This window comes from Stieleria mannarensis, assembly GCF_014154935.1.
Lineage (GTDB): Bacteria > Planctomycetota > Planctomycetia > Pirellulales > Pirellulaceae > Stieleria > Stieleria mannarensis.
The window spans coordinates 12,555-31,748 of record NZ_JACEHH010000073.1 but is presented as its reverse complement, the minus strand read 5'-3'; the positions used below and the strand labels follow the sequence as shown (position 1 = coordinate 31,748).

The window sequence follows — 19,194 nt, the reverse complement described above, 5'->3', positions numbered from 1 at the left end:
TTTGGGGCTGGGGGCATTGTAGAACCATTGTCTCAATTGTTCGTTCGCATCCGCTTGCGGCTGGAGGATTTGCGCCGGGGTGTGGCGCGTTGCTTTCAGGGGAACAGTTGGGGACAACAGTTCTACAATTTGGGGCTGGGGGGCATTGTAGAACCATTGTCTCAATTGTTCGTTCGCAGCCGCTTGCGTCTGGAGGATTTGCGCCGGGGTGTGGCGCGTTGCTTCCAGGGGAACAGTTGAGGACAACAGTTCTGCAATTTGGGGCTGGTCATCCGCAAGGACTCGTCGCCTCGTCCACTACACGAGAACCAAGCTGACATGAAATACTAATAGGTCTCGACGGTGGGGTCGATTTGTTTCGACCAGCGGATGATGCCTCCGTTGAGGTTGCTGACGTCGGGGAAACCGGCGTCGCGGAGGATTTGGACGGCTTTGGCGCTGCGCATGCCGAGCTTGCAGTGGACGACGATCGGCCGGGTCCGATCGAGTTCGTCGAGCCGCGTCGGCAATTCATCGAGCGGGATCAATGTCCCGCCGAGATTGCAGATGTCATACTCGTGCTGCTTGCGGACGTCCAGGATCGTCAGCGGCTGGCCGGCTTCGAGTCGTCGTTTCAATTCGGTCGGTTCGATGTCCCATGGACTCTGCGCGGCGTCCTGTTTGGGCGTCCCACAAAACTGGTCGTAATCGATCGGCGCGGTGATCGTCGGTGCGTCGCCACACAGCGGGCACGTCGGGTCTCGGCGGACCTTCAGTTCGCGAAACTTCATCTCCAGCGCATCGAGCAACAGCAGCCGCCCGGAAAGTGACTCGCCGATCCCCAGGATCAGCTTGATTGCCTCGGTCGCCTGGAGCGTACCGACGATGCCGGGCAGAATCCCCAGCACGCCGCCTTCGGCACAGTTGGGGATCGTGCCCGGATCGGGCGGTTTCGGGTACAGGCATCGATAGCAGGGGCCGCCGGGGAGTCCGAACACCGACGCCTGGCCTTCGAAGCGAAAGATGCTGCCGTAGCAATTCGGTTTACCCAACAGCACGCAGACATCGTTGACCAGGTAGCGGGTGGCAAAGTTGTCGGTGCCGTCGATGACGATGTCATAGTCGGCGGCGATCCGCATCGCATTGGCGCTGGTGAATGCTTCGTCGTGCCGATCGATTTGGATCAGCGGGTTGACGTTGCCGATGGACTCCGCAGCCGATTCGACTTTGGGGCGGCCGACATCCTCCGACCCGTGGATGATCTGTCGTTGCAGATTCGAATACTCGACGCGATCAAAGTCGATGATCCCCAGGCGGCCGACGCCGGCGGCGGCCAAGTACAGAGCGACCGGCGATCCCAAGCCGCCGGTTCCCACGACCAGGACTGAGGCCGATTTCAGTTTGACTTGGCCCTCGGTGCCGACTTCGGGGAGAGTCAGATGCCGCGCGTAGCGAGCGGTTTCTTCGCGCGCCAGCATGCCTTGGTCCGACATCGGTTCAGCCTCCCGCGATCGCCGGGACCAACAGGATCTCGTCGGTCTCGCGGAGTGGTGTCGCTTCGTTTTCCAGGTCGCGGATATTGCGATCGTTCACGAAAACGTTGACGTAGGAAACCAATTGATTGCGGTCATCGAACAGACTGCTGCGCAGCTGCGGGTGCGCGGTGACGACCTGCTCGAGTGCGTCTTGGACGGTGGTGGCGGTGATGGACAGATGGTTCTGGCCGTCGGTGTGTTTTCGCAGCGCCGTGGGAATGATGACTTTCATGAGACAGCCGTGCAGGGAGCGGGGGGCAGGTGGCCACAGGTGGGACAATCAGGACGTCGGTTCGTGTTGAGCCGATGGAAGCTCATGTCCCGGAGGTCCATTTTAAGCAATCGGTTGACCAGCGGCTGGCCGATTCCCGCGATCGTCTTGATCGTTTCCATCGCCGCCATGCAGGCGACGGTGCCGGAGACGGCGCCGAAGACGGGAAACTGGCGGGTCCAGGTCGGCGGTTGCTCGGGGAACAGGCATCGCAGGCAGGCCGATCGACCGGGGAACAGTGTCGTCACGTGGGCTTCCAGCTCATACATCGCACACTCGACCATCGGTTTGTTTTGCAGCACCGCTTGTTCGTTCATCGCGAACCGTTCGGGGAACAGCGGTGCACAATCGACGATGATGTCCGATTGGGCGACCAAATCCGCGGCGTTGGACTGGCTGACGTTTTCGCCGACGGCCACAATTTCCAACCGTGGATTCAATTCCAACAGCCGCCGCCGAATCGACTCGATTCGCGGTTTGCCGATCCAGTCGTGGGTCATCAACAGTTGGCGATTCAGATCGCTCGGTTTGACGTTGCCGGCGTGGGCCAGCACCAGCTTGCCGACACCGGCGGCGGCGAGTTCATAAGCCACCACGCTGCCGACGCCGCCGACACGCGAGATCATTACCGAGGCGGACTTTAGTTTTTCTTGGCCGGGTTCGCCGAAGTCGGGAACCCACATCTGCCACTCGTACGTGGCGCGTTCTTCATCGGTCAGCGGTACGGGCGTCGGCATCAGGCGGCAGGCGGCAGGCGTGTAGCAGTAGGTCAGAAAGCGAGGAACCGGCGCGGGGTAGTTTATCGCGCGGCGGCGTTGGTTCCTACCTACCAGTCGATTCGCCGTGTGACTTTGCCCAGCAGCGATCGGGCGAATTCCATGAGCGTGGCCACTTGCGGTCGCCAGTCATCGGGGGCGTAGAAATCCAGATGGTCTTTGCCGAACAGCAAGTTCTCCAGTTCAAACTCCGATGCCTTTTGATGCCGAAACGCACGCAGGTCTTTGATCAGATTGCGGCAGCGGACACCGATCGTGTGATTTGTGTGAAAGTTCGTCTTGCCTTTGACCAACAGTTCGTAAAGCGCGAATGGGAAATTGGCTTTGGCCGCGATCGCCAGCGGCAGCGACCCCCAGAATCGGGCGTTGATTTCCAAGAACACCCAGGCACCGGTGTCTCGGTCGTGGCGGAATTCGAACATGCCGACGCCGGTGTAGTTCAATCGTCGGACCAGTTTGGCGGTCGCGTGGGTCAATTCGGGAATCTCCGCGATCGTTTCGCGATACGTGCTGCCGCCGTCGATGGTTTCACGAAGCCGTCGATGTTGCAGCTGCATCAGGATTTGCCCCTCATGCGCCAGGACTTCGACACCGATTCCCTCTCCCGAAAAACTCTCCTGAATCAGCACGCCATCATCGGGAAATTCGTGAATCAGGACTTCGGCCAATTCGTCCGGTGTGTTGACGCGTCGAGCGGCGCGCTTGTTCGCGACGTCGCACGCCGTGATCGAGGAACGCGGTTTCACGTAGAGGGGAAACCGAAGCGAACGACGATCGACGAGTGTGAATTCCCGGTCGCGGAATCCTCGCTCGAGGTCGTCGGCCGTGATTTCGCATTCACGCGGCAGATTGATCCCCAACTCGGCCGCCAGCTCGCTGGTTTTGGCTTTGTCAAAGGCGACTTGGAACGCGTCGTCGTTGATCAGATACCAATCCGTGTCGGGATCGAGTCGTTCTCGTTCCAATTGCAGGGGAACGACGGCAAAGTCGTTGCACGGGATGACCAGATCGTAGCCGTGGCGTCGGACCAACCCATGCAACGCGTCAAGCCAGCCGTCGTCATCGGCCGAGTAGGGGGCAAGGGAGTGGAACGCGTTGACGTATTGCGATTGAAGCGCCGGCGAATTCGGGTCGCACCAGCCGACATCGACGGAGATCCCGTTGCGACCGAGTCCCCGGGCGACCGCCAGCAGCACGCGGTCGTCGTTTCCCAGCAACAACACCTGGCCGGTCAGCGGTTGCGAGTGTTCCGGTTGGCGGGACTCTGGTTGTTCGATCAGTTCTGCCAAACTCATGAAGGGTTCACGTCAAAAGCGGAGCGGAGTTTTTCCAGTGCGCTGCGACGAAGCGCATCGCTAACAAAAAGCGGGGTGTACCAGGCGGCAAACAGCAGCAAGACCAGGGACAGCAAGGCGATCCATTTGCCCAGGCAAAGCGTGAACAAAGCGATGCAGACGACGAACACACCGGGATCGATTCGCAGCCGGTGAAGTTTGCTGATCAGCAACACCCCGCCCAAGACGATTGCATGGGAGATCAACGTGGAGGCCACAACCCCGTTGATGCCAAAGTCGCCGATCAACGCCAGGCCGACCAGAAAATTGCACACCAGCCCCAATAGCAGGCAGCAGCTGCTGATCCAGGTCTTCTCCAGACACCAGAAGTATTTCTGCGCGACCATCGTCATCGCGGCCAACGAGCAGTAACACAGCGTCATCGGCAGCAGTGACTCGCCGAGTGAAAACTTGTCCTTCCAGATTTGGCCGAACAACAGCGGTGCGACCAGCAGGATGGCGACCGAGGCGGCGACACAAAACAAACCGATCGCTTTGAGCATCAGATTCATCCGCTCGGCGACGGCGTCGCGGTCGCCCGATTCCCAGTCCTTGCTTAAGTAGGGCAGCCCGGTCGATGCGGCCATGGCGCCGATCGTCATCAGCAACAAGGGGAAAATGCACGCGGTGTGGTACTGACCGACCAGGTACTGAATATCGACCGAGGGATCGGGAATGAAATTGACCAACAGCAATCGATCACAGACCGAAAACAGGTTGGTCAATGCGTTGCTGACCCAAACCCAAACCGCAAACGGCAGGATCTTTCGCCAAATCGGATCGGCCTGATCGGTCACGGGCGGAAAAAAGCGATGCAGCAACCGTTGCTGCATCGCCGGACGGCGCCAATTTGACGTAGCTACGCTCGCCAGAGCGTGGAAAACCCCGCGGATCCACCTTCTGGCGAAGGTAGCTACGTTTGACCAGCGATCCCCTGTCGCCGCGTCGCGGCGAGGCTGGCCGGCGAAAGCCTGGACACCAACGGTTGTGCCCGTGTCAGTCGGATCGGTTTCTTCAGGTGGTGTCTGACGTCGGTCCAGCAGCGTGTAGCTGGCGGCCAGCGCCGTGCCGACCAGGCAAGACAGCAGGTAGGCGGTGACCACTGAGGTCGCGTTGACCGAGGCCATTTGAAACAGAACGACGCACAGCAGCGCGAAGAACAAGGTTTGCGCGAACTGGATTCGGAAGACGAATCGATTGAGTCGTTTGCCGGAGAACCAGCTGGTTGAAAAATTGAAGAACACGACGACCGGCAGCCCGATCGCCAGGACGGAAACCAGCGACGCGTCGTGTGCGCTACCGAAGAAGTACTCCGCCACCGAGTCGCGAAACAGCCAAATCAACGCCGCGACCGGCAGCGTCAATGCCAGGCAGGCCGCCAGGGTCTGGCGGAGGAATCGCCATTGTTGACCGTTCTTTTCGAACCGTGCGACATAGCGGCCGAAGGAGCCGGGGATCCCCAAGACCGCCAGCGGGGCGACCAGCATCAGGAAACTGAACGCCAAGTCCCAACGCCCGACCTCGGCGGCCGGCAGTGTGCCACAGACGTAAAAGCTGCGGACGAATCCGATGCCTCGCTGCACGACCATCAAGCCGCCGATCAGCAAAACACTTTGCGAGAACGTATCCGCGGTGAGCGTCTTGGCCGGTTTGGTCGCTGACGGGGAAAGGCTGGCTTGGCTCATGGACCGGAGAAACGTGAACGTCAGATGTCGGTGCGATCGGCGGTTTTCGACAGTCGTTCTCGTGTCCCGAACCGCGACATTGCGCGTGCGAACGACCCCTGGTTGGGCAACCTTACGTTGCGAAGCATGCCGGTCGCGTCGATCGGGACCGCAGGATCGTTTTGGCCGCGAGCCCTGTTCCGGCTAGTTCGGTTGGTCCGATCGCAATGACAGCCCGCCGGGCGATGTCGGGATCCGGCGGGAAGTTTTATTCCCGCGGTTGCCTTGGCGACGGTTCAACCCACAGTTTTTAGCGCGGATTGATCCACGCACCTCTCTCAGAGGTATCCGCATCTTGACCGGGCCAAAGCATGACTCCATCGATTGAATTGATCAGCAGTGTCGACCAATTATCACAAGGCGATCTAGATCGTTGGAACGAGCTGGCCAAAAACCCGCTGCAGCGATGGGAGTGGCTGGGAAGCTGGTGGAGGGCGTACCAAGGCGATTACCGCCTGTGCATCGTGAAGGTTCGTCGGCAGGACGAAACCATCGCCTTTGTTCCGTGGTGTTTGGAGATCCGAGTCGGGACGGGAAAGACGATTCAGTTTCTCGGATCGGGAAAGGCCTGTACCGACCACTTGTCGCTGTTGGTGTCGGCAGACGATTGCGACGAGGTGTGTGCCGCGGTCGCCGGCTGGCTGGCCCGTTCGGCCGACGTGAATCAAACCCCCGCCGATCGGCGTCTCGTGTGGGATTCGATCGAATTGATCGGGGTGGATCGAGAAGATCCGGCGATGAATGAACTGGCCCGGGCGATGCGAACGGTCGGGTTGGGCGTGGAACAAACCGAGGGCCTGGGATGCTACGCCATCAAGCTGCCGCCGTCCTGGGACGAGTATGTCCGGATGCGTTCCAAGAGCGGACGTCGCGAGGTGCGGCAGGCACTCAAGAACATCGACTCGGGGGCGATCGTCGTGCAGCGGATCGAATGCCCCCGGCAACTTGATTCCATGTGGGATCAGTTTGTCTCGCTGCACCAGCGGCGTCGGCATGCTGCGGGGACGACGGGATGTTTTGATCATCCGCCGTTTGAGGCGTTCTTGCGAGACGCGGCGTCGCGGTTGCTGGATGCAGGGTTGTTGGAGTTGATCGTCGCGACCAACGACGGCGTTCCCGTAGCGGCCCATTTTGCGATCACCGACAAAGACCACTGGTATTTCTATCAATCCGGAATGGATCCGGATGCGGAGGCTCTGCGCCCGGGACTGAGCATGTTCTGTCATGCGATCCGCGAGTCGATCGTGACGGGACGAACGACGTTTGACATGATGCGCGGCGACGAACCCTACAAATTGCGTTGGCGGGCGGAGTTGATGCCGGCCCAGGAGATTCGCGTTTGCAGTCCCCGACCTGCGGCGCAGCTGCGCAATCAAGTCGTCCGCGCCGGGGTGACGTTCAAGAATCTGGTCAAGTCGGGGCTGGGCATCGGTCAACCGCAAACCTAGGGCGATAGAGATGAAGAAGGCACGCGAAATGGCGCTCAACGCGTACTACTACGGCACGTTGCCGACGCGAAGGTGGTATCGCCGTCGTTTGGAGGCCGAGGGGCAGGCACCGTTGTGTGTGTTGTTCTACCACCGCGTCGCCGACTCGCATCCCAACGGTTGGACGATCGGAAATCGCCAGTTTCAACGCCAGATGCGTTGGTTGAAACGGAATGCCGATGTCGTTTCGCTGCAAGAGATTCAAACCCGGATGCGACGTGGCCGCAATGATCGGTTGGCCGTCGCAGTGACATTTGACGACGGATACGCGGAAAACTGTGAACAAGCGATCCCGTTTTTGATCGAGCACGAGATCCCGATGACGTATTTCGTGGCCTTGGATTTCGTCGTCCACGATCGGCCGTTTCCACACGATGTTGACCGCGGCATTGCGTTGCCGGTCAATACGCCGGATCAGCTCCGCCAGATGGCCGCGTCGGGGATCGAAATCGGGGCCCACACTCGCACCCATTGTGACGTCGGTGCGATCGCGGATGCGGCGACGATGGTCGATGAAATCGTCACCGCGACCGAGGAACTGGGCCGATTGGTGGACCAGCCGATTCGTTACTTTGCGTTTCCCTACGGCCAGACGAACAACCTGAGCGCGGCGGCGGTGCATCTGGCCGGCGAACAGGGATTGTCGGGTGTTTGCACGGCCTATGGGGCCTACAATTTCCCCGGTGATGATCCGTTCCACATTCAGCGTTTTCATGCGGACCCCGAGTTCATCCGATTGAAGAACTGGGTCACGATCGATCGCCGCAAGGTCGGTTTCGGACGCGGGTACACGTTTCCCGAAACCGACGTCAAAGTCGCTGATGTCGCCGCCGCGGCGCTCTGTTGAGCGACGCGGGTGAGGGCGGGCGAGGAGGTCGCCGGTCTGTCTCGGACGCTTCGTTGGCGGTCAGGGATGCTCAGACGCAGTGGATCAATCGCAGGAATCCGCTGCCGTAGCGTTCGATGTTGATTTGAAAGGCGTCGCTTTTCCAGGACGGTTTCATCGTGGGCATCTCGGCCTGTTTTTCGAACCGCACTTCACTGAGGACGACGCGGCGGCTTTGCGGATAGGAGAACAGGTTGACGCAGATGTTAAAGACTTCGTAGGCGTTGGCTCTCAGGTTGGCGGACAGTTCGCCGGTTTCCAGACTGTCGTCGACGACGCCCATGGGGATTTGCGTCAGCGCGGCGCCCAAGATGGAGACGCAGCGGAGGTCACAAACGATCTGCCCGCGAATCAGATCGTGGCCGTCGGTGTAGGTCGCGACGGCGGCCAACGGATGACTCGGTTCCTGGGCCTTGATTTCGGTGGTCGAAACCTTCAAACCGAACAGGTGAGTCATGAACTTGCCGATTTCGTCGGCAAAGGAAGTGGGGCTGGCGATAGACATGGAATCAGTCAATAACGGTTGGACGGGGCATCGTGACTTCGGACCGCAGTGACATGCGAGTGCTCTGTCAGCGTAAAATTGTCGGGCTGCGTTTGTTGATCGGAAAAGGGGGCAGGTACCAATAATGCGAAGCACCCTGCGGGCCATTTGTTTTTTGGTACCTGACCCCTTTTCCGCGGCACGCTAGGCGAGGATCGGGTCGAGTGCGGCTTGCATCGATCCCGGCGTGAAGGGTTTGGTGACCAGGAAGTCGGCGCCGGATTCGTGAGCCAATTTTTTGGTTTCCAGACTGCTTTCGGAAGTGATGAACCCGAAGCGGACGCGGTTGCCCGAATCGCGAACGCGTTTGAGCAGGTCGATGCCTTTCATTTCCGGCATGTTCCAATCCGAAAGGACCAAGTCGGGAGATTCATTGGCGATCTTGGAGAGCGCCTCGATTCCGTTCTCTGCTTCGATCACGGTGAAACCGCTGAAGTCGGTTTGCTTGAGTGTCCGGCAGACGATCATTCGCATTGCTTTGCTGTCGTCGACGATCAGGATCTTCATCTTCGTTCTCCTCGAAACGATGGGCCATTGGGCGATGGGAGGGGGCTCATTCTTGGACCAGCACGATGGTCAGTGGTGCACCACAAACGTCGTGCACGATCGTCAGTCCGCCTGACGTCGAATCCGGTTGGGCGGGGCCGACACAAGGCAGCGAGAGCGTGCAATCCTGGTCGATCATTCCTTTCAAGTTCCCACCGATGACATTGACGACTTCGCCGAAAGCGTCCAAAACGTCTTCGTCGTCAAGGACGCCAGGGGCTTGCGCAAACATAGCACAGGCGATGTGACGGGCCAGTTTCTCGGGGGCGTAAATCTGCAGAGTTGCGTTCCAGTTTCCGGCGATCCGAATGGCCGCCATCAGCTGATCGGGGTCGACCGATTCCGGCGACGCGTCGGATGCCAGGTGCGGCAATTGCAGCATCGTTGCCAAGACGTCTTGAACCATCGGCGCAAGCGTTTCCGGGCCGATCCGGGTGTCGCTCGGCCGCTCAGATGGCAGCGGGTCGATAGTGGACGGTGTCATCGATTTCTTTCCTTTGGTAGGGAACGCACAATCCGATCAGGGTCTCGGCCGCTCCGATAAACAGATAGCCGTCGGGACGCATTGCACCGCGAAGTCGTTTCAGGATGTTTTGTTTGGTCGGCGAATTGAAATACAGCAGCACATTGCGGAGCAGCACCAGGTCGAAAGGCCCCAGGTACGGCCAGGGACGCAACAGATTGATGCGATGAAATTGAATCCGCTCGCGCAGCTCGGGTTTTGCCCGCCAGGCCGTGCCGCGACGATCGAAGTGGCGAATCCGTTTTTGCGGCGGCAACCCACGAGTGGTCTCCAACGCGCTGTAGGTTCCCCGCTCGGCCCGCCGAATCATGGTCTGGGACAAGTCGGATGCGGTGATGCGAATGTCCCAGTCGTCCAGATCGGCAAAGTGATCGCGGATCAGCATCGCCATCGAGTACGCTTCTTGTCCACAAGAGCACGCGGCGCACCAGATCCGCAACTGTTTGCGATCAGAGTTTTTCGCGATGATTTGTGGCAGCACGCGATCGGCGATCGTTGCGAAGACGCTCGCGTCGCGAAAGAAACTGGTTTCATGGACGGCGACCGCCTCGGCCACCTGCGCCGAAAGGTCGGCGTCATCGCTGCACCGCAACCGTTGGACCAGCGAAGCCACGTTGGGCAGCCCGACGGACCCGGCCACCGATGTCAGTCGTTGTTCCAGCACGGCGGCGTGACGCGCCGCAAGCGATTGTCCCGAATGATTGGCGACAAGCTCGCGCAGGAAGGTGAAATCGGCGGTGGCGAGAGACATTGCGACGGCGACCGGCGGCGTTGTGGAAATCAACTGGACGAGACGGTCAGGGATTCACGCACGCCCGAACCGACGACGCGAATGACGTGGGAGGCGATTTGATCGAGCGGCAGGACGCGATCGGCAAATCCGGATTGAGCCACTTGGCCGGGCATTCCCCAGACGATGCTGGTTTCCTTGTCTTGGACAAAGACCCGCCCGCCGCACGATTTGAGCGCTTTGGCACCGCGGCTTCCATCCTGCCCCATGCCGGTCAAGACGATTCCCAGTGATTGATCACCGAAGCATTTGGCCAGCGATTGAAACAGCGGGTTGACCGACGGGCGGCAGGAGTTTTCCGGCGGATCTTGGTTCAACCGCACGTGGACCCCGTCGCGCTCGCGACAGGCGATCATGTGATGATCCCCCGGGGCGATCAGGACGGTCCCCGGGGTGAGCGGATCGCCGTCGACGGCTTCGCGTACGTTGTGTCCGGTTTGGGCGGACAGACGCTGGGCCAGCAATCCGGTGAACACCGGTGGCATGTGTTGAACGATCAAAATCGGCGCCGCGAACTCCTGGGGCAATCCCGAGAGCAGTTTGGACAGCGCCTGGGGGCCCCCGGTCGAAACGCCGATGGCCACGGCGGCGACGTTCGCTCTGGTGTCCTCGGCTTCGGTGGATTCGTAGGATGTGGTCGCTGCCGAATCAACGGCCGAGCCCGAGGGGCTGAAATCGTCTCGCTTGCCCGCGGTCCACTGCAGCAATTTTGGGATCAGGTCACGTCGCAGCGATTCCAGGGCTTGTTGGATGTGTCCGGCGCCGGTCGGTTTGGTGGCGAAGTCGGTCGCGCCGGCGGCGATCGCATCGAGCGATGCTTCGGCGCCGCGGTTGGTCAGCGAACTGAACATGATGACCGGCAGCGAAGGATTCTGTTTGCGGATCTCCCGCACGGCTTCGACACCATCCATGACGGGCATTTCGATGTCCATCACCACGATGTCGGGGCGGGTTTCTCCGAGCTGATCGACGGCCTCGCGTCCATGCTTTGCCTCGCAGACCACCTTCAAGGACGGTTCCAGGTCCAGCGCGGTTTTGATCAACCGCCGCATGATCGCGGAGTCGTCACAGAGCATGACGCGAATTTCTTTGTTCATTGTCTGACTTCCTTCGACGTTACGAAAGATCGCTGGGATCGCCCTGGGCCTCGGGCAGGACTTCGCCGAACAGCGCATCGACGATCCCGTTTTCATTCTTCAGCAATTGCGGGTGCCCGATCTTGGCGATCACGTGTGCCCCGCGGTTGAGCCCGACGTCATAGTCGGTGGCTTCTTCGTAGCGTTGGAAGTGGTTGGCGATGTGGTCCGCCGCGGCGACCAACGCGATCAGCTTGCTGTCGGGGTGATGGGTTTCCGGCAGGTGGTGCAATTCGATCGACGCGACCAAAGCGCGGGGGAGTCCGTTGTGGGTGGCGAACCAGGCGCCGAAGGCACAGTGGTCGATACCCAGGATCTCGTTTTCGGCCGTCAAGCACTGGCCGTCTTCGACGAACGCCAGCGGGTCGGCTTTGGCGAATGATTCCGGCGCGGCGACGGCCAACAGCAAGCGGCCGAAATCGTGCAACAGCCCCGCGGTGAATTCTTCGCCCTCGAATCCCATCCGCAGTTTTTTGTTGATGTAGGTGGCTGCCTTGGCCGTGCGAAAACTGTGTTGCCAAATCACCTCGCGGACCCACTCCTGTTCCAGCGGCATGCTCTTCATCAAGCTGGCGGCGCTGGAGGTCAGGATCAGGTTGCGGCACTGTCGCAGTCCCAGCCGCACGACGGCTTGGCGGAGACTGACCACGGGCGCGCTGGCGGCGAAATACACGCTGTTGGAAAGCGATAGGATCTCGGTGGCGAGTTTGACGTCGCGTTCGATCACGCCGGCAAACTCCGAGGCGACGCAGTCGGGATCCTGAGCCAACTCCAACGCTTCGGTGGCAACGGCCGGCAGCATGGCCAATTCGTCCGACCGCTTCAAAAGGGCTTGTTTTAGCTTTTCGGGTGGTGAGCAGGTTTCGACTGTCATCTGATGTACCACGTATGATTGTTGCGTAGAAGAGTCGGGCAATTGTCGGTGGCGTTCACGGGTGGGGTCGGAACGAAGTCCGAATTTTGCGGCACGTGGGGGAAGACGGACAGATGTGCCGAAAGGGGGCCATGTGTGAAAAGGGGTCAGGCTTCTTTTCCTGTACAACAGCGGCCCCCTTCGCACCCGCTAAAGCGTTTCCAGGAACTCGTCTTCTTTGGCCTCGGCCAAGCGATACTTGCCTTCGCCGGGGGCTTGATCGGGCGAGCTGTCGTCGCCGGAATCGTTGCGGCCGGAATATTCGCCGGATTGCCCGACCAGCAGCATCAAATCGGCGGCCAGCCGTTCGATGCTGGCGGCGGTGACCAGGGTTTCGTCGCTGCCGGAGGTCGTGCTCTGGGCCGTCTCGGCGACCATCGTGATGCTTTTGACGATTTCATAGCTGCCCGAGGCGACGTCGGAGATGTTACGAGAGATCTCGGAGGTCATTGCGGTTTGCTCTTCGACGGCGCCGGCGATCACGTTCTGGCTTTCGTCGATCTCGCGGATGATTTCGCTGACCAATCCGATCGCGTTGACGGCTTCTTGGGTGTCGCTTTGGATCGCTTCGATGCGTCCGATGATGTGTTTGGTGGCTCGGCTGGTTTCTTTGGCCAACTCCTTGACTTCATTGGCGACCACGGCGAATCCCTTGCCGGCTTCGCCTGCCCGGGCCGCTTCGATCGTCGCGTTGAGGGCCAGCAGGTTGGTTTGCTGGGCGATCGAGTTGATGACTTTGATGACGTTGCCGATTTCGGCGCTGCTTTCGCCCAGCCGGGTGATGGTGTGGTTGGTTTGTTCGGTCGCGGAGACGGCGTTGCGGGCGACCGAGGCTGCGTTGGCGGCGGTGGCGGCAATCTCCTTGATGCTCTCTTCGAACTGTTCGACGGCGGTCGCCAAGGCGTGTGCGTTCGCGCTGACCTCCTGGGCGGCCCCGCTGGCCATTGTCGCTTGAACGGAGGTGTTTTCGGCGTCGCAGCGCAGTCGCCGGCTGACGTCGGTCAGGTCGTGGGTGGACAAGTAGCGGAGATTGGTCGCCGAGCGGCGCAGCGGTTGGATCGTTTCGCGGGCGACGTAGGAACCGAACCCGGCGATCGCCAGCAAGATCACCGCCGCCCCGGCCCATGATAGAGCCATCCGTGCATCGACCAGGGCGTCCACGGCGGCTTCGTCGGCCGCGTTGCGTCGGGTCGCCATCGCGGCAACCGCATCGACGGCCGATTTGTGTTCTTCATACAATCGCTTCATCACGCCACGGGAAAGCGATTTGGCCGTCGCGACATCGCCGCTTAAACACGCCGGAACGAATTGCTGGTCACGCACACGGAAAAATTCCATCGCCGTTTCATAACAGTCAACGGTTTTCATCTTTTTCATCGCCCCGTCGGTCAATTCCTGTTCCCAAAAGCGATGCCCGGCTTCGAACTTGCGTTTCAATTCCGTGCCGCGACGGACCAGAGATTGAATCTGGTCCTGCTGGATCCCCTCTTCGACTTCATCGGCCATTTCCAGCGACAGCAGGTACGATTCGATCAAGTTGTTCGACGGCGGAATCGTGTCCGAGATCAGGTCCTTGCCCTGCACGATGCGGTTGTAATAGGGCCCATGGACTTTGGCGACCGCGAGTGTGTTCCAGGACCAAAGCCCGTAGCCGACGAATGAAAGTGCGCAGGCACCGACCAGGATGAAGATTTTGGAGCGAACGGTGAGGCGTTTGAAGGACACGAATCGATTCCTTTGCGGGCGAAACGGTTGGACGTTGTTGGGCGGGCGGGGCAGTGTGGCGGAGCAGTGTGGCGGTCAGTGGGGGACGGTCGCGACGCGGTCGGCGTCAAGGATCAACAGCAGACGTTGTTGCAGTTTGTAGGCGCAGCGGAGGAACATCCGCTGTTGGCGTCGGAGCGTTCCCGGGATCGGTTCACAGTCACTTTGCTCGACGCGCACGACGTCGCAGATTTCGTCGACCAGCAAACTGACCGGGCCTTCGGGGGAGCGAACGATCACGTTCATTTCTTGTCGGACGTTGGAACCGGCCGGCAGCCCGAGTGCGCTGCGCAGGCTGAGGGTGCTGACGATGTGGCCACGCATATTGATCAGCCCACGGACGACGCCCGGTGCAAGCGGGACGCGGGTGGTCGGTTGAGTTCGCAGGACCTCTTGGACCTTCTGGACTTCGATGCCGTACAACAGCCCGTCGACAAGGAACGTGCAATACGAATCAGATCGGTAGTGCGTGGCGGTGTCGGTCATGTTAAGCGGCGAATCCGGCCTGGTCCCATTGGCGGAGGGCGTGCTGAAGGAAGGCGTTCAAGTCGATCACCTGGGTGACACGTCCCTGAATCACCAGATGCGTCGGATCGCGGTCACCGTCGTCGGGGATCTCGCGGAGCGATCGTTGCTGGAGGATGTCCAGGATGGTGCCGACGACGACCCCGGCGACACGGTTTCCGTCGCGGAAGACGACGGTGTGCAAGGGCGACGTTGGGCTGCCGTGTTGGCCGGTCAGGTTCAACCGTTGACATTCCAGCGACTGATTGAACGTGAACAATGGAATCGTCTGGCCGTGGTATTGAACGACATCGAATCCGCCCAACCGCTCAATGCTTTGTGGCGAGAACTCCTCCAAACGTGCCACCGACGACAACGGGATCGCGGCGCGGGCGTCGTTTCCCAGGTCGACGATCAACAGCGATTCTTGCGATCCGGCGTGGGGGCGTTTTGTGGGAATCGTGGCCGGTAACTGGCGTTCGGTCTGGCCATCGGTGATGCCACCGGCCAAGGCCAACCCGATCGGATCCAGGATCAAGCAGACCCTGCCGTCGCCCATGATGGTCGCACCCGCATAGACGGGAATGTCTTTGAGGTGATGGCCGAGCGGTTTGACGACGATTTCCTGGGTGTCGGTGATCTCGTCGACGACCAAACCGAATTGACGCCCGTCGGACTGCAGCACGACGATGTTCAAGTCCGTCGGTCGGTCGCCGCGATGACGTGGCGGGTGCAGGCCCAATTGTTCGTCTACATAAACCAGCGGCAACAACCGGTCGCGAAGCCGGAACATCGGGGCGTCGTGAATGAATTCGATCTCGTGGCCGGCACGTTGGCTGTCGATGTGGACCAGTTCGATCAGGCTGACTTGCGGGATGGCGTATCGATCGCCGTCGGCGGTGATCAGCAGGACGGGAATGATCGCCAACGTCAGTGGGATGCGGATCCGCAGCGTGGTGCCTTCGCCCGGCTCGCTCTGAATACTCAGTGTTCCACCGATCGATTCGATGTTTGTCTTGACGACATCCATCCCGACGCCTCTGCCGGACACGTTCGTCACCGACGATGCGGTTGAGAATCCCGGCAACAAGATCAGGTTGGTCAGTTCAGTTTGGTTCAGTTGTGCCGCCTGGGATTCCGTGAGGAGTCCTTTTTCGATGGCTTTGGCGCGAACGGCGTCGGTGTCGATGCCGGCTCCATCGTCGATGATTTGCATGATCATCTGGCCACCCTCGTGTGACGCTTTGAGTTGCAGCGTGCCTTGGGGGCGTTTTCCGCAAGCGATGCGTTGCTCGGGCGGTTCGATGCCGTGATCGATCACATTGCGGACGATGTGGGTCAACGGATCCTTGATCGCTTCGAGGACCGTTTTGTCGATTTCGGTTTCTTCGCCTTCCATGCGGACGTCAATCTGTTTGCCGCAGGAAGCGGCCAGGTCGCGAACGACCCGCGGCAGTTTTCCCCAGGCATTGCGGATCGGTTGCATCCGCGTTTTCATCACGCCTTCTTGCAATTCGGTCGTGATCTGGTTCAGACGCTGTGCCGCGGCCAGCATCGGGGCGTCATCCATCGATCGACTGAACTGGACAATCTGGTTGCGTGCCAGAACCAGTTCGCCGACCAGGTTGACCAGTTTGTCCAGCAGTCCGACGTCCAGTCGCACCGAGGCATCGACCAGCGAGGGTTCCTGTTTGGAGGGAGCGGACGCTGGGGGGGCGTCTTGCGTCGCCGCGTCGTGATCGGAATCCACCGGAGCCGTTTCGTCGGTCGCGTCGGTCGCGTCGGTCGCGTCGGCGGCGGCGGCGGGGGCGGGGGCGGGGGCATGCGAAGGAGGCGGTTCTTGGGATCCAGGTGATTCCAGCGACGGTGACGACTGATCCAATGCCGCTTGAAGACGGGCGACCAGCCCGTCGTAATCGTCTTCGCCCTCGCCTTGTCCCAATTCTACACGTTGCAAGATCGCGCGAATCGCATCGACCATTTCAAGCAGCGTGTCGGCGATCGGACGCGTGAGTGTCAGTTCGCCGTCACGCAGCGGCACCAGCAGGTTTTCGCCGACGTGGGTGACACGTTCCAGTTTGGGCAGGGCGAGGAATCCGGAGGTTCCCTTGATGGTGTGGACGGTGCGGAAGATGCGGGCCAGCCGCTCGCGGTCGTCGGGGGTGTCCTCCAGGGCGACCAGATCACCGTCAAGCTTGTCGAGATTCTCGTAGCTTTCGACGAGGAATTCCTTGATGATGTCTTCGAAACCGTCCACAAACAATCTCCGGGTCTGTCCCAACGAGGGGCAATCATCGGAGAGCGTTTCGCAGCCCGCGGTTTTACGTCAATCGCCCCCGATTCAATGGTTGTCATCGAATCGCCGCGGCCAGACTTGCCAATTGATTGGTGAAACGGAACGAGTCAATCGGAAGCGTTGACGATGGTGGCGTCTTTTCAGATTAGGCGAGTGATCACCGTGAGCGCATTGATCGCAGTGCAGGCGGTTGAATCGTTTGGTTCAGTTGCGCCGATTGCAGGATCGAAGGATTCGCGTAAAGGACGGGAACGAACGGCACGGAATCGTGCCGTAGCGGAAGCCGCCAAGGCTTTCGGTCTTGCTAAGTGGACGGGTCGGGCTGAGTCGGGTTGACGAGCGCCAATAGGGTGTCTCCGGGGGCAGGGTCGGCCGGTTCATCGGCGGTGACAATCTCCAGCGTTTTCTTCTCGGTCAGGACCGCCAAGACGTGTTGCTCGCTGTACAGGTCTTGGAAGTCGCCGAACGTGAATTCATCGCTGATCGCAGTGGTTTTGAATTCGAACCCTTCGGCGAACAGTTGGTTGATGCGTGTGTGGGTCAGATCGGGCTGGAACAGTTCGCGGCCCATCAGGTGCCGTGTCATCCCGCGAGGGTTTTCTGATTTAAAGGTCAGTTGGTAGGTGTTGGCCCGTCCAAAGATCGATCGACATTCGCGGACGGCCAAACTGTTGACTTCATCGTTGGGGGTCATGGCCAACATATGTCCGATTCCCGACAGCGGCAATTCTTCGCGGGCGTGTTCGTTCATGATGTTCGCGCAGATCGCCTCCAGCCCCTCCAGCTTCGCCTTGGTGACCTTGCGATAGTTGGTGTCGATCATGACGACCGGGCAGCCGACTTTCTTCAGTTCCAACGCCAAGCGAATCACCCAGTCGTCCGCGCCGGCGATCAGCACGCCGTTGCGATTGGGGTCGGACAGTCCCAACGCCCGTGCGATCGGCGAGGCCAACAGGCCATACACGGCGACGGTGCCGACGATGACGATGAACGTGATGATGGCCAACTGGTCGGCATCGGCTACGTTAATGTTTGCGGTCCGTTCGATCCGCAGTGCAAAGATACTGCTGACCGCCGCGGCGACGATCCCACGCGGGGCCAGCGTCGCGATGAAAGCTTGTTCGCGGAGGTTCAGCCCGCTGCCAAGCAGCGACAGAAATACCGATGCCGGGCGGACCAGCACGATCAACACGACGACGAACAACAAACCGGACCAGCCGACCTGTCCGACCGCGCTGATGTCCACGCGAGATCCCAGCACGATGAACAAGCACCCGATCAACAGCGTCCGCAGGTGTTCCTGGAATTCGACGATGTGTTCGATATCAAAGTTGTGTTGGTTGGTCAGCCAGATTCCCAGCACGGTCACCGTGATCAGCCCGGATTCGTGCGCGAAATGGTCGCTGACGGCAAACAGCAACATTGCCGTGGTCAGCGTGACCACGCCGTGCAGGTGATCGGGAATCAGGTAACGACGAATGCCGTAGGTCAACAGCAGACCACCGGCCGCCCCCAGCACCGTGCCGACCAAAACTGTCCATCCCAGCAGCATCGCGCCCTCGCCCAGGTCGGCCTGGCCGGGGTGCAACAGCAGTATTTCGAACACCAGAACCGCCAGCACCGCTCCGATCGGGTCGATCACGATCCCTTCCCACTTCAGCGTGTTGGCAACGCGGCGGCTGGGTTTGACTTGCTGCAGCAACGGGCCGATGACGGTCGGGCCGGTGACGACCAGGATGGCGCCCAACAGCGCACTGAGCCGCCAACCGAATCCGAAGCAAAAGTGGGCGGCGATCGTTGTCGTGATCGCGGTGATGGCGGCACCGAGCGTGCACAGTCGAAACGCCGGCGAACCGGCTTCGCGCAAGTCGCTCAGCTTCAACGACAATCCGCCTTCGAGCATGATCACGGCGACCGCCAGCGAAACCAGCGGAAACAGCAGCCGTGGGCCGGTCGTGGTCGGATCACCGTTGACCAATTCGGCCAGCAGATCGTCCGGACGGGTCAGGCCGCCGCCGACGGCCACCCCGATCAACAGCAGTAGCAGGATGCCGGGCAGATTGGTCCGCCAGGCGATCCACTGGGCGGCCACCGCCAGGGCGGGGATCAGCGCGAGGTACAGCAGGAATTCCATGGGCCGAGCTTGCAATCGTGGGGGGCGTCAGGTCGGTTGTGCAGTTCGGTCC

Annotated in this window: 18 protein-coding genes; 2 read left to right on the top strand and 16 right to left on the bottom strand. The window is 60.4% G+C overall.

Annotated features, from left to right (window positions below; all coding sequences use genetic code 11):
- The 6 genes from H1B37_RS33480 to H1B37_RS30200 all read right to left on the bottom strand — a co-directional run.
- Positions 1 to 246 (bottom strand): hypothetical protein (locus H1B37_RS33480; protein ID WP_220498449.1); only part of this gene is annotated, 246 nt, incomplete at its 3' end.
- An 80-nt stretch (positions 247 to 326) separates the two neighbouring features.
- A complete protein-coding gene (moeB, locus tag H1B37_RS30220; protein ID WP_182871015.1) occupies positions 327 to 1,472 on the bottom strand; it encodes a molybdopterin-synthase adenylyltransferase MoeB in 1,146 nt (381 codons plus the stop codon).
- Between the two features lie 4 nt (positions 1,473 to 1,476).
- Positions 1,477 to 1,746, bottom strand: a complete 270-nt coding sequence (locus H1B37_RS30215) for a MoaD/ThiS family protein (protein ID WP_182871014.1) — start codon at positions 1,744 to 1,746, stop codon at positions 1,477 to 1,479.
- Positions 1,743 to 2,522 carry a HesA/MoeB/ThiF family protein gene (locus H1B37_RS30210; protein ID WP_182871013.1) on the bottom strand — a complete coding sequence of 260 codons (780 nt, stop codon included), beginning with the start codon at positions 2,520 to 2,522 and terminating at the stop codon, positions 1,743 to 1,745. Before H1B37_RS30210 ends, H1B37_RS30215 begins: the two co-directional genes overlap by 4 nt.
- Before the next feature lie 89 nt (positions 2,523 to 2,611).
- Positions 2,612 to 3,856, bottom strand: a complete 1,245-nt coding sequence (locus tag H1B37_RS30205) for a carboxylate--amine ligase (protein WP_182871012.1) — start codon at positions 3,854 to 3,856, stop codon at positions 2,612 to 2,614.
- On the bottom strand, positions 3,853 to 5,580 hold the full coding sequence (locus H1B37_RS30200) for a lipopolysaccharide biosynthesis protein (protein WP_182871011.1): 1,728 nt from the start codon (positions 5,578 to 5,580) through the stop codon (positions 3,853 to 3,855). Before H1B37_RS30200 ends, H1B37_RS30205 begins: the two co-directional genes overlap by 4 nt.
- A 350-nt stretch (positions 5,581 to 5,930) precedes the next feature.
- Here H1B37_RS30200 and H1B37_RS30195 point away from each other — a divergent pair, with 350 nt between their 5' ends.
- Both H1B37_RS30195 and H1B37_RS30190 read left to right on the top strand, forming a co-directional pair.
- Positions 5,931 to 7,067 (top strand): GNAT family N-acetyltransferase, encoded by a 1,137-nt coding sequence (locus H1B37_RS30195; protein WP_182871010.1) that lies wholly within the window; start codon positions 5,931 to 5,933, stop codon positions 7,065 to 7,067.
- A 10-nt stretch (positions 7,068 to 7,077) separates the two neighbouring features.
- Complete coding sequence (locus H1B37_RS30190) at positions 7,078 to 7,953, top strand: polysaccharide deacetylase family protein (protein ID WP_182871009.1); 876 nt, start codon at positions 7,078 to 7,080, stop codon at positions 7,951 to 7,953.
- Between the two features lie 70 nt (positions 7,954 to 8,023).
- Here the strand turns inward: H1B37_RS30190 and H1B37_RS30185 are convergent, their stop codons facing one another.
- From H1B37_RS30185 to H1B37_RS30140, 10 genes are all read right to left on the bottom strand, one after another.
- Positions 8,024 to 8,497 (bottom strand): hypothetical protein, encoded by a 474-nt coding sequence (locus H1B37_RS30185; protein ID WP_182871008.1) that lies wholly within the window; start codon positions 8,495 to 8,497, stop codon positions 8,024 to 8,026.
- 183 nt (positions 8,498 to 8,680) lie between these two features.
- A complete protein-coding gene (locus H1B37_RS30180) occupies positions 8,681 to 9,043 on the bottom strand; it encodes a response regulator (RefSeq protein ID WP_182871007.1) in 363 nt (120 codons plus the stop codon).
- A 46-nt stretch (positions 9,044 to 9,089) separates the two neighbouring features.
- On the bottom strand, positions 9,090 to 9,566 hold the full coding sequence (locus H1B37_RS30175; RefSeq protein ID WP_182871006.1) for a chemotaxis protein CheX: 477 nt from the start codon (positions 9,564 to 9,566) through the stop codon (positions 9,090 to 9,092).
- On the bottom strand, positions 9,532 to 10,356 hold the full coding sequence (locus H1B37_RS30170; RefSeq protein WP_182871005.1) for a CheR family methyltransferase: 825 nt from the start codon (positions 10,354 to 10,356) through the stop codon (positions 9,532 to 9,534). The genes H1B37_RS30175 and H1B37_RS30170 overlap by 35 nt, the downstream gene beginning before the upstream one ends.
- Positions 10,357 to 10,385: 29 nt before the next feature.
- Positions 10,386 to 11,492 carry a protein-glutamate methylesterase/protein-glutamine glutaminase gene (locus H1B37_RS30165; RefSeq protein ID WP_182871004.1) on the bottom strand — a complete coding sequence of 369 codons (1,107 nt, stop codon included), beginning with the start codon at positions 11,490 to 11,492 and terminating at the stop codon, positions 10,386 to 10,388.
- 19 nt (positions 11,493 to 11,511) lie between these two features.
- The gene (locus tag H1B37_RS30160) at positions 11,512 to 12,405 is read right to left on the bottom strand and encodes an HDOD domain-containing protein (protein WP_147870770.1); all 894 of its coding nucleotides are present in this window, start codon (positions 12,403 to 12,405) and stop codon (positions 11,512 to 11,514) included.
- 189 nt (positions 12,406 to 12,594) lie between these two features.
- Entirely contained in the window at positions 12,595 to 14,169 is a 1,575-nt protein-coding gene (locus tag H1B37_RS34645) for a methyl-accepting chemotaxis protein (protein WP_220498448.1), read from the bottom strand.
- Between the two features lie 75 nt (positions 14,170 to 14,244).
- Positions 14,245 to 14,694 (bottom strand): chemotaxis protein CheW, encoded by a 450-nt coding sequence (locus H1B37_RS30150; RefSeq protein WP_182871003.1) that lies wholly within the window; start codon positions 14,692 to 14,694, stop codon positions 14,245 to 14,247.
- Between the two features lies 1 nt (position 14,695).
- Positions 14,696 to 16,969, bottom strand: coding sequence for a chemotaxis protein CheA (locus tag H1B37_RS30145; protein ID WP_353620957.1), 2,274 nt, complete (start codon positions 16,967 to 16,969; stop codon positions 14,696 to 14,698).
- A gap of 343 nt (positions 16,970 to 17,312) precedes the next feature.
- Positions 17,313 to 19,142, bottom strand: coding sequence for a cation:proton antiporter (locus H1B37_RS30140; protein ID WP_182871001.1), 1,830 nt, complete (start codon positions 19,140 to 19,142; stop codon positions 17,313 to 17,315).
- Positions 19,143 to 19,194 lie beyond the last annotated feature (52 nt).

Bases quoted from the DNA above. Each gene is read 5' to 3' on its own strand.
- moeB (WP_182871015.1), bottom strand. From the start codon at position 1,472: ATGTCGGACCAAGGCATGCTGGCGCGCGAAGAAACCGCTCGCTACGCG.
- H1B37_RS30215 (WP_182871014.1), bottom strand. From the start codon at position 1,746: ATGAAAGTCATCATTCCCACGGCGCTGCGAAAACACACCGACGGCCAG.
- H1B37_RS30210 (WP_182871013.1), bottom strand. From the start codon at position 2,522: ATGCCGACGCCCGTACCGCTGACCGATGAAGAACGCGCCACGTACGAG.
- H1B37_RS30205 (WP_182871012.1), bottom strand. From the start codon at position 3,856: ATGAGTTTGGCAGAACTGATCGAACAACCAGAGTCCCGCCAACCGGAA.
- H1B37_RS30200 (WP_182871011.1), bottom strand. From the start codon at position 5,580: ATGAGCCAAGCCAGCCTTTCCCCGTCAGCGACCAAACCGGCCAAGACG.
- H1B37_RS30195 (WP_182871010.1), top strand. From the start codon at position 5,931: ATGACTCCATCGATTGAATTGATCAGCAGTGTCGACCAATTATCACAA.
- H1B37_RS30190 (WP_182871009.1), top strand. From the start codon at position 7,078: ATGAAGAAGGCACGCGAAATGGCGCTCAACGCGTACTACTACGGCACG.
- H1B37_RS30185 (WP_182871008.1), bottom strand. From the start codon at position 8,497: ATGTCTATCGCCAGCCCCACTTCCTTTGCCGACGAAATCGGCAAGTTC.
- H1B37_RS30180 (WP_182871007.1), bottom strand. From the start codon at position 9,043: ATGAAGATCCTGATCGTCGACGACAGCAAAGCAATGCGAATGATCGTC.
- H1B37_RS30175 (WP_182871006.1), bottom strand. From the start codon at position 9,566: ATGACACCGTCCACTATCGACCCGCTGCCATCTGAGCGGCCGAGCGAC.
- H1B37_RS30170 (WP_182871005.1), bottom strand. From the start codon at position 10,356: ATGTCTCTCGCCACCGCCGATTTCACCTTCCTGCGCGAGCTTGTCGCC.
- H1B37_RS30165 (WP_182871004.1), bottom strand. From the start codon at position 11,492: ATGAACAAAGAAATTCGCGTCATGCTCTGTGACGACTCCGCGATCATG.
- H1B37_RS30160 (WP_147870770.1), bottom strand. From the start codon at position 12,405: ATGACAGTCGAAACCTGCTCACCACCCGAAAAGCTAAAACAAGCCCTT.
- H1B37_RS30150 (WP_182871003.1), bottom strand. From the start codon at position 14,694: ATGACCGACACCGCCACGCACTACCGATCTGATTCGTATTGCACGTTC.
- H1B37_RS30140 (WP_182871001.1), bottom strand. From the start codon at position 19,142: ATGGAATTCCTGCTGTACCTCGCGCTGATCCCCGCCCTGGCGGTGGCC.